Origin of the sequence: Agrobacterium sp. 33MFTa1.1 (assembly GCF_004328495.1) — a bacterium.
Taxonomy (GTDB): domain Bacteria; phylum Pseudomonadota; class Alphaproteobacteria; order Rhizobiales; family Rhizobiaceae; genus Agrobacterium; species Agrobacterium pusense.
In genome coordinates this window covers 333,114-348,249 of the sequence record NZ_CP036358.1, presented here as the reverse complement: position 1 = coordinate 348,249, position 15,136 = coordinate 333,114, and the positions used below count along the sequence as shown (strand labels likewise).

The 15,136-nt window shown below is 61.2% G+C and carries 13 protein-coding genes; 5 read left to right on the top strand and 8 right to left on the bottom strand.

Features of this window, described 5'->3' with window-relative positions; translation table 11 throughout:
• Window positions 1-66 precede the first annotated feature (66 nt).
• Window positions 67-624 carry a 16S rRNA (guanine(966)-N(2))-methyltransferase RsmD gene (rsmD, locus tag EYD00_RS01690; protein WP_034495966.1) on the bottom strand — a complete coding sequence of 186 codons (558 nt, stop codon included), beginning with the start codon at window positions 622-624 and terminating at the stop codon, window positions 67-69.
• The gene (locus EYD00_RS01685; RefSeq protein ID WP_034495968.1) at window positions 605-2,524 is read right to left on the bottom strand and encodes a pseudouridine synthase; all 1,920 of its coding nucleotides are present in this window, start codon (window positions 2,522-2,524) and stop codon (window positions 605-607) included. The genes rsmD and EYD00_RS01685 overlap by 20 nt, the downstream gene beginning before the upstream one ends.
• Window positions 2,525-2,595: 71 nt before the next feature.
• On the opposite strand from EYD00_RS01685, the gene EYD00_RS01680 reads away from it, so the two are divergent.
• The gene (locus tag EYD00_RS01680) at window positions 2,596-3,054 is read left to right on the top strand and encodes a nucleoside deaminase (protein WP_004440213.1); all 459 of its coding nucleotides are present in this window, start codon (window positions 2,596-2,598) and stop codon (window positions 3,052-3,054) included.
• 50 nt (window positions 3,055-3,104) lie between these two features.
• Here the strand turns inward: EYD00_RS01680 and EYD00_RS01675 are convergent, their stop codons facing one another.
• From EYD00_RS01675 to EYD00_RS01660, 4 genes are all read right to left on the bottom strand, one after another.
• Window positions 3,105-3,746 carry a hypothetical protein gene (locus EYD00_RS01675; protein WP_004440212.1) on the bottom strand — a complete coding sequence of 214 codons (642 nt, stop codon included), beginning with the start codon at window positions 3,744-3,746 and terminating at the stop codon, window positions 3,105-3,107.
• Between the two features lie 142 nt (window positions 3,747-3,888).
• Window positions 3,889-6,792 carry an isoleucine--tRNA ligase gene (gene ileS / locus EYD00_RS01670; protein ID WP_034496298.1) on the bottom strand — a complete coding sequence of 968 codons (2,904 nt, stop codon included), beginning with the start codon at window positions 6,790-6,792 and terminating at the stop codon, window positions 3,889-3,891.
• 280 nt (window positions 6,793-7,072) lie between these two features.
• Window positions 7,073-8,053 carry a bifunctional riboflavin kinase/FAD synthetase gene (locus EYD00_RS01665; RefSeq protein WP_004440200.1) on the bottom strand — a complete coding sequence of 327 codons (981 nt, stop codon included), beginning with the start codon at window positions 8,051-8,053 and terminating at the stop codon, window positions 7,073-7,075.
• A gap of 57 nt (window positions 8,054-8,110) precedes the next feature.
• Complete coding sequence (locus EYD00_RS01660) at window positions 8,111-8,959, bottom strand: TIGR01459 family HAD-type hydrolase (RefSeq protein ID WP_004440197.1); 849 nt, start codon at window positions 8,957-8,959, stop codon at window positions 8,111-8,113.
• Window positions 8,960-9,416: 457 nt separating this feature from the next.
• Here EYD00_RS01660 and groES point away from each other — a divergent pair, with 457 nt between their 5' ends.
• The 4 genes from groES to EYD00_RS01640 all read left to right on the top strand — a co-directional run bounded on the left by groES (window position 9,417) and on the right by EYD00_RS01640 (window position 13,256).
• Entirely contained in the window at window positions 9,417-9,713 is a 297-nt protein-coding gene (gene groES, locus EYD00_RS01655; protein WP_004440196.1) for a co-chaperone GroES, read from the top strand.
• A 73-nt stretch (window positions 9,714-9,786) separates the two neighbouring features.
• Window positions 9,787-11,421 carry a chaperonin GroEL gene (groL, locus tag EYD00_RS01650; protein WP_004440194.1) on the top strand — a complete coding sequence of 545 codons (1,635 nt, stop codon included), beginning with the start codon at window positions 9,787-9,789 and terminating at the stop codon, window positions 11,419-11,421.
• A gap of 800 nt (window positions 11,422-12,221) precedes the next feature.
• The gene (locus tag EYD00_RS01645; protein ID WP_004440192.1) at window positions 12,222-12,662 is read left to right on the top strand and encodes a hypothetical protein; all 441 of its coding nucleotides are present in this window, start codon (window positions 12,222-12,224) and stop codon (window positions 12,660-12,662) included.
• A 147-nt stretch (window positions 12,663-12,809) separates the two neighbouring features.
• Window positions 12,810-13,256, top strand: a complete 447-nt coding sequence (locus EYD00_RS01640; RefSeq protein ID WP_004440191.1) for a DoxX family protein — start codon at window positions 12,810-12,812, stop codon at window positions 13,254-13,256.
• A gap of 62 nt (window positions 13,257-13,318) precedes the next feature.
• Here EYD00_RS01640 and hisG read toward each other — a convergent pair whose 3' ends face one another.
• Window positions 13,319-14,011, bottom strand: a complete 693-nt coding sequence (hisG, locus tag EYD00_RS01635) for an ATP phosphoribosyltransferase (RefSeq protein WP_004440190.1) — start codon at window positions 14,009-14,011, stop codon at window positions 13,319-13,321.
• Window positions 14,008-15,132 carry an ATP phosphoribosyltransferase regulatory subunit gene (locus EYD00_RS01630; protein WP_004440189.1) on the bottom strand — a complete coding sequence of 375 codons (1,125 nt, stop codon included), beginning with the start codon at window positions 15,130-15,132 and terminating at the stop codon, window positions 14,008-14,010. Before EYD00_RS01630 ends, hisG begins: the two co-directional genes overlap by 4 nt.
• Window positions 15,133-15,136 lie beyond the last annotated feature (4 nt).

Genomic DNA, 15,136 nt, shown 5'->3' with positions numbered 1-15,136 from the left:
CCACGGTGAAGGGGTCTGCCTATCCGGCAAACACGACAAGACCGTGGCGTGACGGGGCACTCCCCGTCAGGGCTCGTAGCGGTAGAAATGCATCTTCGTGTCGCCGAAGATGCGGCTTTCAAGCAGCTTGAACGCCGGATCGACATTGACCGTCACATCGCCGCGCTCTTCCAGAATGGCAAGCGCGCCGGCGTTGAGCCAACCGCCACTATGGGCAGCCGTGAAAGCCTTTTCGCCATGGCCATAGCCATAAGGTGGATCGGCGAAAAGAAGATCGAACGGCTCGATATTGTTGACGCCACCGAGCTTGGTGGCATCACGCCGCAAGATGCGGGCGCGGCCATGCAGACCCAGCGCATCGATATTTTCCCAAAGCAGCCCCCTGCCCTCGACGCCGTTTTCGACGAAGAGCGCCACACGACAGCCGCGCGAAAGCGCCTCCAGCCCGACCGCACCGGTCCCGGCGAAAACGTCCAGAACGCGCGTGCCATCCAGACTTTCCGGATAGGCATGGCTCAGAATGTTGAAGAGGCTTTCCCGCGTCCTGTCGATGGTCGGGCGAATGGAATTTGTTTTCGGCGCGGCCAAGCTCCGGCCGCGGAACTCACCGCCTACGATCCGCATTACGTGTCATTCCCCTGCCTCCAGAAGGTTTGCCACCCGGGCCCTTGCCGCCCGGCTTATTACCGCCGGGGCCCTTGCCGCCAGCGCCTTTTCCGGAAAACCCCGAACGTTCGCCACGCTCGCCCGATTTTCCGAAGGACGGCTTGCCAAAGCCGGGTTTGCCGCCCGGCTTGCCGCCGCGGGGCTTGTCACCCGCTGGCCGCTCGCCGCGGGCGCGATCACCGTCGTCACGGGGTCTGTCGCGGAACGGACGGTCACCAGCGGGTCTTTCCCCCCGGGCGGTGCGATCGCCGAAACTCTTTTCGCCACGTGGGCGGTCGCTGCGCGGACGGTCACCGTCTTCGCGCGGGCGGTCACGGAAGGGCCGGTCGCCGAAGGGTTTGTCGCCCCGGGCCGGACGGTCACCAAACGGCTTGGCACCACGCGGGCGGTCGCCATCTTCACGGGGACGGTCGCGGAACGGCCGATCGCCGAACGACTTGCCGCCGCGTCCGCCACGATCGCCAAAATTCTTCTCGCCACGTGCGGAGCGATCGCCACGGCCCTGCCCGCGGTCATCGTCGCGGGTGGGTTCGGAACGAATCCACTCACCGTCTTCATCGGCATGGCGCACGAGGCTGCGGCGGGCTTCGTCCTGCGCAGAAGGCTTCTTGAACAGGCTTTCCGCCTCAGCACGGGCAGACGACTTGCGTTCCTTGCCGTCACGGGTCGGCTTCGCGCCAGGCGCCATCCAGACATTGGCCGTGCGGCTTGTGCCGGCAGGCTGGCGGGGGCGGCGGTCGTCACCCTCATCCTCGGTGCGGCCCTTGGCGCCGAACTTGCCGGCGGGCTTGTCGCCCCGCTTGGTGTCGAGGCGGCCAAGCGCCTTTTCACGGCGGTCCTCGGACTTGCCGCCTTTTTCGAAGCGTGGCTTGCCTTCCGGCGCATCGCTCTTTGCCCATTCGGCCTTCGCGGGCCGCTTCGGCGCGTTGTCTTCCTCGTCCTCAACGGGGGCATTGTAGATCGGCGCATCGAAATTGGCGCCCGCCTGTTCGATCAGGCGCGGGCCGAGCTGGTCGCGCAGCATCCGGCCACGTACTTCCAGCACCTTGCCTTCGGGCAGATCACCCAGCTGGAACGGACCGTAGGAAACGCGGATCAGACGGTTGACCTCGAGGCCGAGCGCGCCGAGCACGTTCTTGATCTCGCGGTTCTTGCCTTCGCGCAGGCCCATGCTGATCCAGACGTTGTGGCCCTGGGTACGGTCAAGCGTGGCGTCGATCGCGCCGTAGAGCACGCCATCGACGGCGATGCCTTCCTTCAGCTTGTCGAGCGCCGCCTGATCCACCTCACCATGGGCGCGCACGCGGTAACGGCGCAGCCAGCCGGTGGTCGGCAATTCCAGAACGCGGGAAAGACCGCCATCATTGGTAAGCAGCAGCAAGCCTTCGGTATTGATATCGAGGCGGCCGATGGAGAGGACGCGCGGCAGTTCGCTCGGCAGATTGTCGAAAACGGTCGGGCGGCCTTCCGGGTCGGAATTGGTGGTCACCAGACCGGCGGGCTTGTGATAAAGCCACAGCCGCGTGCGCTCGGCGCCGCGAATCGGCATGCCATCCACTTCGATCTTGTCCGACAGCGTGGCGTTGACGACAGGCGTATCCAGCTTGACGCCGTTCAACGACACGCGGCCCTCCATGATCATGCGCTCGACATCGCGGCGCGAAGCCACGCCGGCGCGCGCCATGATCTTGGAAATGCGCTCGGGCTTCGAGGCGCCAACGGTTTCCGGCACCGGGGCGGCCTTTGCCTCGGCAGGTTTCTTTTCGCGCTCGGCGGCGGGTTTGCCGGGGCCTTTCGGCTTCCTGTCTCGGCTAAATGTCTTGCCGCCGTCACGCTTCGGCTTGTCTTTAAAAGTCATTTGCTGTTTGCCTGTTGTTTGGGCTGTCCTATCAGGTCCAAGCACAAGGGTTAAGAGGAAATTGAAACGCAATGGCCGAAAGGACGCATTTCATGGAGCTGGCGCTTTGGGAAGCCCGTGCCGCCGGCGAGCGGCAGGAGGTTCCAATCGGTGCCGTACTGGTACTGGACGGTCGCGTCATCGCCCGTTCCGGCAACCGCACCCGTGAATTGAACGATGTGACGGCGCATGCTGAAATCGCCGTGATCCGTATGGCCTGCGAGGCGCTGGGACAGGAACGCCTGCCCGGTGCCGATCTCTATGTGACACTGGAGCCTTGCACCATGTGCGCGGCGGCAATTTCATTTGCCCGTATCCGTCGGCTCTATTATGGCGCGCAAGACCCGAAGGGCGGTGCAGTGGAGAGTGGCGTGCGGTTTTTCAGCCAGCCGACATGCCATCATGCGCCGGATGTTTATTCGGGACTGGCGGAGAGTGAAAGTGCTGACATCCTGCGGCAATTTTTCCGCGGGAAACGTCTCGACGACTGAGCGACTCGCGGGAGGCGTAAGCCTTCCCGCCAGCCATCAACCATTCGCCATTACTGGAAGGGGTTCCACCAGCTCTTGCCGGTGCCGGCCATTGCCGCTTCTTTCTTGCGGCGCTTTTCCTTTTTCTGCTCCGGCTCGCCGAGATCGGTCAGCTGATCCTGCGGAACGCTGCGATATTCGGCCGGCGGATCGGTGAGGAACTTGCGCTGGGCGTTGACCACAGAGCCGCCCTGGGCTTCGGCCTTGGCCTTGCGGAAGGCTTCCCACTTCTGGCTTTCCGTCATCTGACCGGCGGTGCCGTTGCCGGCGAGCAGCGGCGAACGATAATGCGGGTTGTTCTTGTTGGCATCCGCCTCATCGCGCAGGCGTTCGCGGGTTTCTTCCGGCGATTCGACCCATTGCGGATTGTTTTCGCGGCTCGCCATGTTCTGCTGCGGCTGAGCCAGCTGCTCGGCACGGGCCTGGGCGGGAACGACGAGGCCCGGGCGAGGACCATATTTCAGGTTGCGCTTGGTCTGGTCGCCGGTGATCGAGGTTGCGTTGCCGAGATCGTCGACAAGCTGTTCGGCTGCCGTCTTGCCCGTACCGTAGGTCGGGCTCGTGCACGCGCCGAGCAGCACGCCTATCGTCGTGACGCCAACCACCGTGCGAAACATGCCCAAACCCTGCGCATTACCCTGCATCGTCTTCATTGAAACCCTTCCAGCCGTCCGTCCCACTTCGCCAGACATCGTCTTTCGGCAGGCGGCAGCCCGCATTGCCCTGTAAATCCGGCCATTTTCAGGCAGGTGTACCGGATGAAGAGGCAAAGCGCAATTCATCCGGCCATTTTCATTATGCCAGGGCCGCAAGCTCGCGCAGGGCGGCCGCATCGCGCGCCGAGACATCGGGATAATCCGGATCGGAGCCGACATCGGTGGTGATGCGCCACGAACGCGCGCATTTTTCACCTTCCGCGAGCTTCTGCTCGACCACGACCTTCGGAACTTCCGGCAGGCGGAAACCGTCGGCAGGGCCTTCGTCACCCACAACCGTGATGGCCGAGGTGATACAGATTTCGGCGAAGTCCTGATCCTTCAGCGCGGCCAGAAGATCGGCGTCGGCGATGTGGACGACCGGAGCCGCTTCCAGCGAAGAACCGATGCGCTTTTCACGGCGCTCGACTTCAAGCGCGCCCGTCACGACGGTGCGGACCTTGCGGATTTTCTCCCACTTCGCTTCCAGCGCATCATTCTTCCAGTTTGCCGGGATTTCCGGGAACTGGGCGAGATGCACCGACTCCGCATCCGGGTAGCGCGACAGCCACGCTTCTTCCGTGGTGAAGGGCAGCATGGGGGCAAGCCACGTCACCAGGCAATCGAACAGCTTGGCGATGACCGACAGGGCCGCGCGGCGCTTCAGCGACGACGGCGCGTCGCAATACAGCGTGTCCTTGCGGACGTCGAAATAGAAGGCCGAAAGCTCGACATTGGCAAAGTCGATCAGCGCACGGGTGATCTTCTTGAACTCGAAGCCGTCATAACCTTCGCGAACAACGCCATCCAGTTCGGACAGGCGGTGCAGCACCAGCTTTTCCAGCTCCGGCAGATCGTCATAGGCGATCTCCTCACCCTTGTAATGGGCGAGCGTACCGAGCATCCAGCGGATGGTGTTGCGCAGCTTGCGATAGGCATCGACATTGGTCTGGATGATGGCCTTACCGAGGCGCTGGTCTTCCCAGTAATCCGTGGTCATCACCCACAGGCGCAGGATGTCGGCACCCGACTGGCTCATGACTTCCTGCGGAGCAACCACGTTGCCCAGCGACTTCGACTGTTTGCGCCCCTGCTCATCCATGGTGAAACCGTGGGTCACAACGGCATTGTAAGGCGCACGGCCGCGCGTCGCGCAGCTTTCGAGCAGCGACGAATGGAACCAGCCGCGATGCTGGTCGGAGCCTTCGAGATAGACATCCGCCGGCCACTTCAAGTCCGGGCGGTCTTCCAGCGTGAAGGTGTGAGTGCAGCCGCTGTCGAACCAGACGTCGAGGATGTCCATGACCTGCTGCCACTTGGCATGGTCGTGGTCATTGCCAAGGAAGCGTTCCTTGGCGCCTTCGGCGAACCAGGCGTCCGCGCCTTCGGCCTCGAAAGCCTCGAGGATGCGGGCGTTGACGGCTTCGTCGATCAGAACTTCACCTTTCTCGTCGGCGAAGACGGCGATCGGCACGCCCCAGCTGCGCTGGCGCGACAGAACCCAGTCCGGGCGGCCTTCGATCATGGCGCGCAGGCGGTTCTGGCCGGAAGCCGGCACGAAGCGGGTCTGGTCGATGGCGGAAAGCGAACGGGAGCGCAGCGTCGTGCCGTCGCCCAGTTCCTTGTCCATATAGACGAACCATTGCGGCGTGTTGCGGAAGATGACAGGCTTCTTGGAGCGCCAGCTATGCGGATAGCTGTGCTTCAGACGGCCGCGGGCGAACAGGTTGTTTTCCGCGATCAGCGCCTTGATGACGCGGTCATTGGCGTCACCCTTCTTGCCGTTATCGTCCATGACACGGGCGGCACCGCCTTCGGCCGACGGGCCGAAACCGGGGGCGTCTTCGGTGTAGAAACCGTCATCGCCGACCGTGAATGGGATCTTGGAGGAGATGCCGCGCGCTTCCAGATCGCGCGCCTGCGCCATCCACGCGTCAAAGTCCTCGCGGCCATGGCCGGGGGCTGTGTGCACGAAGCCGGTACCGGCATCGTCTGTGACGTGATCGCCATCGAGAACCGGAACAGGGAAGGTGTAACCCAGCGATGCCAGCGGGTGGGCGCAGGTAACAGCGGCGAGCTCCTCCGCCTTCACATCGCGCAGGCGTGTGAATTCGAGCTTCGCCTTGGCAAAGCATTCGGCTGCCAGCTTGTCTGCGAAGACGAGCTTTTCGCCCGGCTGCGGTCCGAAATCATTGGCCGCCGCCGTGACCTCATAAAGGCCATAGGCGATGCGCGACGAAAACGAGATGGCACGGTTGCCGGGGATCGTCCACGGCGTGGTCGTCCAGATAACGATGGAAGCGCCATCAAGCTCAGCAGAGCCTTCAACGACCGGGAACTTCACCCAGATCGTGTCACTCTCGACGTCATGATATTCGACTTCCGCTTCCGCCAGCGCCGTGCGCTCCACGACCGACCACATGATCGGCTTGGAACCGCGGTAGAGCTGGCCGCTCTTGGCGATCTTCAAAAGTTCGCCGGCGATGCGGGCTTCCGCGTGGAAGTTCATGGTCGTGTAGGGGTTTTCGAAGTCACCCTCGATGCCGAGGCGCTTGAACTCCTCCGACTGGACCTTGATCCAGCCGGCCGCAAACTCACGGCACTCCTTGCGGAATTCGTTGACCGGAACCTCGTCCTTGTTCTTGCCCTTGGCGCGGTAGGCTTCCTCGATCTTCCATTCGATCGGCAGGCCGTGGCAATCCCAGCCGGGCACGTAATTGGCGTCGTAACCGCGCATCTGGAACGAGCGGGTGATGACGTCTTTCAGGATCTTGTTCAGCGCATGGCCGATATGGATATTGCCGTTGGCATAGGGCGGGCCGTCATGCAGCACGAATTTCTCGCGGCCGGCGGCCGAGGCGCGCAGCTTCTTGTAGAGACCCATTTCCTGCCAGCGCTTCACCGTTTCCGGTTCTTTCTGCGGCAGGCCGGCGCGCATCGGAAAATCCGTCTGCGGAAGATAGAGGGTGGTGGAGTAGTCCAGTTTTTCTGCGGTGTCGCTCATGATCATACCGTTGTTGCGCGCCGTGCGGGCCGCGCCATATCAATTGCAAAGAGGGCAAATTCGGAAAGCGCCACGTCCGTCTGTCACAGAAGCGCCAAAATCCCGGACCTTCCGGCTCTCTCAGAGCGGGCGGAAGGCCGGGCCAATAATTCGGCCAATCTGAACTGCAAATTTCAACCGGTATTGGGACATGGCCGGTTGTTTATGCGGTTTTCCGGTAAAAAGGAAGAGAAAAGCGACGGCAAGGGGCGGGCGAATAAGGACATGCCCCACAGCCTGCTCAAAACGCGATCTTCGCATCCACTTCGCTCAGCGGCTGCACACCCGACAGCATCGCCCTCGCCTCTTCTTCATCCCGCTTGATCTGCGCCACGAGCGGATCGAGACCATCGAATTTCAACTCATCGCGCAGATGCCCGAAGAAAGAGACCGAACAGACCTCGCCATAGAGATCGCCCGAAAAATCGAAGACGAATGTTTCGAGCAACGCCGCGCCGTTGTCCGTGACCGTCGGGCGATAACCGAAGCTCGCCACGCCGTCGCGGATCGAGCCATCGGGTCGGCGGAAGCGGACGGCATAGATGCCGGCCTTCAGTTCCGTTTCCGGCGCCAGCGCCATGTTGGCGGTGGGGTAACCCAGCGTGCGGCCAAGCTTCTGGCCGCCGATGACTTCGCTTTCCACCGTGAAACGGTAACCAAGCAGGCCTGCGGCGCCCGCCACATCACCCTCGCACAGAAGCGAGCGTATCCGGCTGGAAGAGACGACATCCGCGCCCTCGTCGCGGAAAGCGTCCACCAGCGTCACATCGAAGCCATGGCGTTTTCCGGCTTCCATCAGGAATGCCGGCCCACCTTCCCGGCCCTTGCCGAAATGGAAATCGAAACCGGTGACGACGGCGCTCGCATGCAGCCAGTCAATCAGGATGGACTGGACGAACTCTTCCGCCGAGCGCTGCGAAAACTCGCGGTCGAACGGATATTCGATGACCGAGCGGAAACCGATGGCCTCAAGGATGCGCGCCTTCAATGGCGCAGGCGTGAGGCGAAAGACCGGCGTATCGGGCCTGAACACGGAACGGGGATGCGGCTCGAAGGTCAGCACCAGCGCGGGGACGCCGCGGGCTTCCGCCAGTTCCAGCGCGCGATCCAGCACGGCCCGGTGGCCGCGATGCACGCCATCGAAATTGCCGATGGCGACGACGCCGCCACGAAGAGCTTCGGGCAGCGGCTCTTTTTTTTCATTGCGGTGAAAGACGGTCATGACAGTCGATCCATTCCAGCGCCAGCTATTCCCGAGGCGAGGCGTAGAAATGCGTCCTCAGGCAAGTCGGGGCATCCACCAGCCGGGTGAAGCGCCCTGCCCCTTGAGATAGGCATTGAGAAGCGCCTCGTCCGTCTGGCCGTTCAGCGTATATTCGGCGACGTGAATACCGCCGCTGATATAAAGAAGGTTGAGACCGCTCGCAATCGCGCCCTTCACATCCGTCGGCATGCCGTCACCGATGGCGAGAACGCGATCCTTGGCGAAGGCGCCGCGCACCTCCTTGGCCGCTGCAAGGCAGGCCTCATAGATCGGCGCATGCGGCTTTCCGGCGATGCGAACCTCGCCGCCAAGCTGTTCGTAATAGGCGGCCATGGCGCCGGCGCAGGGAATGATGCGCTCGCCGCGCTCCACCACCAGATCCGGGTTGGCGCAGATCATCGGCACGTTGCGGGCAATAAAGCCCTTAAGCATTTCGGTATAGTCCTCCGGCGTCTCCGTCTCGTCGTCGAAGAAGCCGGTGCAGACCACGGAGTCCGCGTCGGCCTCGCCAACCACCTCGACATCGAGACCCTCCAACAGCGGCATGTCCCGCTGCGGTCCCAGCAGGAAGACTTTTCTGGGGCCTTCCGCGATCAGGCCACGCGTTACATCGCCCGAGGTGACGATGCGGTCATAGGCCTCGTCGGGCACGCCGAGCACACGCAGCTGGGCGATGACGCCGGGCGCGGGACGCGGTGAATTGGTGATGAGAACCACGGTCTTGCCGGCCTCGCGCGCGCTTCTCAGGGCAATGGCCGCGTCCGGAAAGGCGCTGACGCCATTGTGCAGCACGCCCCAGACATCCGACAGGATAACGTCGAACCCATCAGTGATTTCGCCGAGAGTTTGAATGCGGTGGGCCATGAGATGCTTTCCGGATGCGAGAAGAGTGTGTGCGTCACATCGCAAAGCGGGACGCCGATGGCAAGGAAAAAAGCGCCGCCGGTCCGGGCTTCGGACTGAACGGAATGGCGCGTCACACTCGACGTCATCCTCAGGCTTATCCCGCGCATCCAAACCCGTCACGAAAATCAATGCGTTGGCAGATCATATTCCCGGGACAAGCCGGAGGAAGACAGCGGCGCGCTTTTCGAGCCTTCCAGCCTCCCGATTTGAAGCTTCATAGCATCGCGCAGACATAGAAATTCCTGTCATGGAACGCTGGTAACCATAGGCCATGAAATTTTTCAGACAGGGCGTTCTTGACTCCGGAAGAAGCCCTCCTTATCTCGGTTCCGCTGGCACTCGATAAACGAGAGTGCTAACACCCATCAGGCGAGTTCCAAAAGCTCGCGCAGTCATTTGATCGAGGGATTAGACAATGACAAGCACCAATTTCCGCCCGCTTCACGATCGCGTCGTTGTTCGTCGCGTTGAGTCCGAAGAAAAGACCAAGGGCGGCATCATCATTCCCGACACCGCCAAGGAAAAGCCGCAGGAAGGCGAAATCGTCGCCGTCGGTTCCGGCGCACGTGACGAAGCCGGCAAGGTCGTCGCTCTCGACGTCAAGGTTGGCGATCGCGTTCTGTTCGGCAAGTGGTCGGGCACCGAAGTCAAGCTCAACGGCGAAGACCTTCTGATCATGAAGGAAGCCGACATCATGGGCATCATCGGCTGATTTCGGCCACCCCATCCTTCCTTAAATTTCAAGCCGGACCCCGTCCGGCCATTCGAAACCAGGAGTTTTGAAAATGGCAGCCAAAGAAGTAAAATTCGGCCGCACAGCACGCGAAAAGATGCTCAAGGGCGTCGACGTTCTTGCTGATGCAGTGAAGGTAACCCTCGGCCCGAAGGGTCGTAACGTCGTTATCGACAAGTCCTTCGGCGCTCCGCGCATCACCAAGGACGGCGTTTCGGTCGCCAAGGAAATCGAACTGGAAGACAAGTTCGAGAACATGGGCGCACAGCTCGTTCGCGAAGTTGCCTCCAAGACCAACGACATCGCCGGTGACGGCACCACCACCGCGACCGTTCTGGCCCAGGCCATCGTTCGCGAAGGTTCCAAGGCAGTCGCTGCCGGCATGAACCCGATGGACCTGAAGCGCGGTATCGATCTGGCCGTTGCTGAAGTCGTCAAGGACCTTCAGGCCAAGGCCAAGAAGATCAACACCTCTGAAGAAGTTGCGCAGGTCGGCACGATCTCCGCAAACGGCGAACGTCAGATCGGTCTCGACATTGCTGAAGCAATGCAGAAGGTCGGCAACGAAGGCGTCATCACCGTTGAAGAAGCCAAGACCGCTGAAACCGAACTCGAAGTCGTCGAAGGCATGCAGTTCGACCGCGGCTACCTGTCGCCCTACTTCGTGACCAACCCGGAAAAGATGGTGGCTGACCTCGAAGACGCCTACATCCTCCTGCACGAAAAGAAGCTCTCGAACCTCCAGGCCATGCTGCCGGTTCTCGAAGCTGTCGTTCAGACCGGCAAGCCGCTCGTCATCATCGCTGAAGACGTCGAAGGCGAAGCTCTTGCAACGCTCGTCGTCAACAAGCTGCGTGGCGGCCTCAAGATCGCTGCCGTCAAGGCTCCTGGCTTCGGCGACCGCCGCAAGGCCATGCTGGAAGACATCGCCATCCTGACCGGTGGTACCGTCATTTCCGAAGACCTCGGCATCAAGCTCGAAAACGTTACGCTCGACATGCTCGGCAAGTCGAAGAAGGTTTCGATCTCCAAGGAAAACACCACGATCGTTGACGGCGCCGGCCAGAAGTCCGACATCGAAGGTCGCGTTGCCCAGATCAAGGCCCAGATCGAAGAAACCACCTCCGACTACGACCGCGAAAAGCTGCAGGAACGCCTTGCCAAGCTCGCTGGCGGCGTTGCCGTTATCCGCGTTGGCGGTTCGACGGAAGTCGAAGTGAAGGAAAAGAAGGACCGCATCGACGACGCTCTCAACGCGACGCGCGCTGCAGTTCAGGAAGGCATCGTGCCTGGTGGTGGCGTGGCTCTGCTGCGTTCGTCCACGAAGATCGCCGTCAAGGGCGAAAACGACGACCAGGAAGCTGGTATCAACATCATCCGCCGCGCCCTGCAGGCTCTGGTTCGCCAGATTGCAGACAACGCTGGTGACGAAGCTTCCATCGTTGTTGGCAAGATCCTCGAGAAGAACGAAGACAACTACGGCTACAACGCCCAGACCGGCGAATATGGCGACCTGATCCAGCTCGGCATCGTCGACCCGGTCAAGGTTGTCCGCACGGCTCTGCAGAACGCAGCTTCGGTTGCTTCGCTGCTGATCACCACCGAAGCCATGATCGCCGAGCTTCCGAAGAAGGACGCTCCGATGCCGGCAATGCCGGGCGGCGGCATGGGCGGCATGGACTTCTAATCAGTCCTGTCACCGGAATAATGAAAGGGCGGTATTCGGATCGCCCTTTTTCGTTGGCCGCCCATGCCCCTTGAGTGGTCCGGTGTCACCAACGCGCCGGACGGGCGGCATGGACTTCTAACCAGTTCTGTCATCGGAATAATGAATGGGCGGTCTTCGGATCGCCCTTTTTCTTTGGCCGCCCATGCCCCTTGAGTGGTCCAGCGTCGCCAGCGCGCCAGACGGGGCGGCATGGACTTCTAATCAGTCCTGTCATCGGGATAAGGAACGGCACTCGTCGGATCGGCCTTGTTTCCCGGCCGAAGAAAAAGGGGCGCGTCTATGAAGCTCGACGCCAGACTGAGCAGAACGTCGGCACTTCCCAGAGAGATGCCTCGTAAAATCAACCGGTTGCACAATTTCGAAGGCCCACGCGGAAGGGCTCAAATATTGTCCCGTTTTGGAACAGCGCCGCATTTATCCCGCCGTTTTTTTGCGGCTCATGGAATATTGCGGTGGCGCTGCTGCGAATCATCATCACCACGGGACCCGATATCGGCGCCAAGTGACCTGTAAGTACGCTATTTAGTTGTGGCTTTTCACAAGTCTCGCGGTTTTGAAGAAGAAATACATATTATTTTTATATTTCTCACTGACTGGTTGTTGTAGGTAGAAGAAAATAAACTATAAGCAGCCCCCGTAAGGGTGCCGCGACGGGACGCAAGCATTGAAGGGGTTTCGATGCCTGGCAGATACGTCCGACTGCGGATGGCGGTGGAAGTTCGACCCGGCGATAACGCTTCAAAAGCGGCGCCGGCGCGATGTTCATACGGGGGCGCGAATTGTTCGAAATATCAAGACGCAACGATGCTTTGCCCGCAACGGCTCCCACCACACCGGATCCACGGACTTTGGCGCGTTTCTTCATTTCGGAAGAATGGAGCAGTGAGCTTTCGAGCGGTGTCATCCGGCTCGGCGAACACGCATCTTTCATGCATGGCCTGCCGCCGGGTGAATGCGGCCTGCTCAGCCTTGTCCGCTGTTACGACCGCGCTGACCACGCCCGGGTGCTGGAACTATTCGAACAGGCTTCTTCCGCCCCCTCGCGTTTCTGCTTTTCAACCGGCATCTCGATGTTGCCGGCCCTGCGGCAACCGGTCATCTGCATGGGTGAATCCTTCAATTTTGAAGATGGCCAGCCCGGTCGTATCACGGGACTGTTCCTGTTTCCCCGTTTCGAAGACATGCGCTTCGCCGCCTGATATCCTGTTTCCGGTTTCACCATCGTTCACAAAATAAAGACAATTCGTCTTCTGTTGTTCATCTTTATGGGCGAATGATTTTCAGTCATTGATATCTCCAGACATTGCCCCAACCGGCGAAACGCCGATCATTTACCGGAGATTTCCATGTCCAGCAGCCAGAACGTTCTCGTTCTTATTGCCCGCATTCTGCTTTCCTTCATCTTTATCTATGCCGGCTTCGGCAAGCTGACCGATCCGGCCGGTACGGCCGGCATGATCGCCGGTGCCGGCATGCCTGCCGCAACCGCGCTTGCATATCTCGCAGGCCTCTTCGAACTCGTGACCGGCCTTGCCATTCTCGTCGGTTTCCAGACGAAAATCGCCGCCTGGGCGCTTGCCGTCTTCTGCGTCTTCACCGGCCTCGTTTTCCACAGCGGCACCGTTGCCGTTCCCGGCTGGCCTGACCCGGCGCTTGGCTGGATCAATGCGCTGAACGGCATCATGCTGATGAAAAACATCACCCTGGCCGGCGCTTACATCCTGCTCGCCGCCTTCGGTCCCGGCGCTTATTCCGTCGATGCAAAGCGCGGCGTCGCTCTGGCTCACGCTTAATTCAGGCGTCCCGCCAACGAAAAAGCCGCTGGAGCGATCCAGCGGCTTTTGTGTTTTGATGCTCAGACCGCCGCCCTGATGCGCGACGCGATCTCCTCAATCCTTCCATCGCCGTCATGTTCCGGTTTGCGGGCGCGGACAAAGCAGGCTTCCGAACGCACGATGATACCGTCGGAGAGAATTTTCAGATGGTTGGCTTTCAGCGTCGAACCCGTGGAGGTGATATCAACGATGATATCCGCCTGCCCCGCCGCCGGCGCGCCTTCGGTGGCACCGAGGCTTTCGACGATGCGGTAAAGCTGGATGCCGTGCTGGCGTGAAAAGAACTGCTGCGTCAGCCGCCAGTATTTGGTGGCGATGGCGAGCCTTCGACCATGGCGGGCGCGGAACTCCGAAGCGACATCACCCAGATCTGCCATGCTGTCCACATCCAGCCAGATTTCCGGCACGGCGACCACGACGTCGGCATGCCCAAAACCGAGACGGGCGCAGAATTCCACCTGCGCATCGGCATTGGTCAGCCCTTCACGCACAAGGTCCTCCCCGGTCACGCCGAAATCCACCGTGCCGGCGCCGATCTCGCGGGCGATTTCTGACGCCGACAGATAGGCGATCTCGATATCGTCGCGCCCTTCGACGCGGCCGCGATAGGAACGATCATTGCCGACGGCAGCGACTTTCAGCCCGGCGCGTTCCAGAACGGCGGAGGAGTCTTCCTTCATCCGGCCCTTGGAGGGCAATGCGATGGTGATCATGGCTTACTCCCGCGCACCGTTTCGATGCGATCCAGCCAGAGCGAGAAGCCCACGGCCGGTATTTTTTCCTGTGCGCCGAGCAGCGTCAGCAGCCGGTCGAAACGGCCGCCACCGGCGAGAACACTATCTCCACCCGCTTCCACCACCTCGAAAACAAGGCCGGTATAATAGTCGAGCGGACGACCGAACGCCGCGCCATAGGTGACGGTTTCGAGGTCAACGCCCGCGTTAGAAAGAGCTGCGACACGTTTGTCGAAAGCGGAAAGCGCTCCGTCCAGTTTCAGCTTCGCCTTCGCAGCAAAATCGGCCAGAACCTGCGAGGCCTGCGGCAGAGGCGCCTTCAAAGCGAGGAACTGCTTCAGCAGCGCAAAACTGTCATCCGGTAGACGTGTGGCCGCAAGGGCCAGTTTTTCCCTCAGGCGGCGGGCGATTTCCTGTGGTGAACGGCTTGCATTGGTGGAGTAGCCGGTTTCCTGCATCACCGTATCGAGATAATCGACCAGCACCGCCTCATCCCCGGTCGCCAATAGCCCGGCAACGCGGGCGTCCAGCCCGGTCATCGGCTTGGGATGCATGAGGCTTTCCAGCAGCGCGTCAAGCTGCGCCATGTCACCGAAGGCCTGTACCAGCCGCTTCTGCCAGCCGAGCGGCAGACCAAGGGCGGCAACAACCGCCTCGAACACCTGTTGATCGCCCAGGGTGACGGCAAGCGCCCGGCCCGGCAGCAGACGCTGCAGAATCCCGGTGGCATCGATGACGGCACGCGCATCGGCGGCAGCAATATCGGTATCGCCGAGATCCTCGATGCCGGCCTGATAAAATTCGTTCGCACCTTCGCGGCGCTGGCGGAAGACTTCACCGAGATAGGAATAACGTTTGGGTGTGCCGGTCGCCGTCTCGATATGGCGCAGGCAGACGGGAATGGTGAATTCGGGCCGCAGGCACAGGCTCTCACCCGTCTCGCTTTCCGTCATGAAGATACGGCGGCGCAAATCCTCGCCAGCCATATCCAGAAACGGTTCCGCAGGCTGGATGACGGGCGTGTTCACGCGACTCGTGCGGCGCGCGGCGAATTCTTCCAGTAGCTCTCCGGAAAACTCCGGCATGTCGATCAGGGGCATGGAA

Coding starts and splice junctions, on each gene's coding strand:
- EYD00_RS01630 (WP_004440189.1), bottom strand. CDS start 15,132: ATGCCCCTGATCGACATGCCGGAGTTTTCCGGAGAGCTACTGGAAGAA.
- EYD00_RS01660 (WP_004440197.1), bottom strand. CDS start 8,959: ATGGCCCACCGCATTCAAACTCTCGGCGAAATCACTGATGGGTTCGAC.
- EYD00_RS01640 (WP_004440191.1), top strand. CDS start 12,810: ATGTCCAGCAGCCAGAACGTTCTCGTTCTTATTGCCCGCATTCTGCTT.
- ileS (WP_034496298.1), bottom strand. CDS start 6,792: ATGAGCGACACCGCAGAAAAACTGGACTACTCCACCACCCTCTATCTT.
- EYD00_RS01665 (WP_004440200.1), bottom strand. CDS start 8,053: ATGACCGTCTTTCACCGCAATGAAAAAAAAGAGCCGCTGCCCGAAGCT.
- groES (WP_004440196.1), top strand. CDS start 9,417: ATGACAAGCACCAATTTCCGCCCGCTTCACGATCGCGTCGTTGTTCGT.
- EYD00_RS01645 (WP_004440192.1), top strand. CDS start 12,222: ATGTTCATACGGGGGCGCGAATTGTTCGAAATATCAAGACGCAACGAT.
- hisG (WP_004440190.1), bottom strand. CDS start 14,011: ATGATCACCATCGCATTGCCCTCCAAGGGCCGGATGAAGGAAGACTCC.
- EYD00_RS01680 (WP_004440213.1), top strand. CDS start 2,596: ATGGCCGAAAGGACGCATTTCATGGAGCTGGCGCTTTGGGAAGCCCGT.
- groL (WP_004440194.1), top strand. CDS start 9,787: ATGGCAGCCAAAGAAGTAAAATTCGGCCGCACAGCACGCGAAAAGATG.
- EYD00_RS01675 (WP_004440212.1), bottom strand. CDS start 3,746: ATGAAGACGATGCAGGGTAATGCGCAGGGTTTGGGCATGTTTCGCACG.
- EYD00_RS01685 (WP_034495968.1), bottom strand. CDS start 2,524: ATGACTTTTAAAGACAAGCCGAAGCGTGACGGCGGCAAGACATTTAGC.
- rsmD (WP_034495966.1), bottom strand. CDS start 624: ATGCGGATCGTAGGCGGTGAGTTCCGCGGCCGGAGCTTGGCCGCGCCG.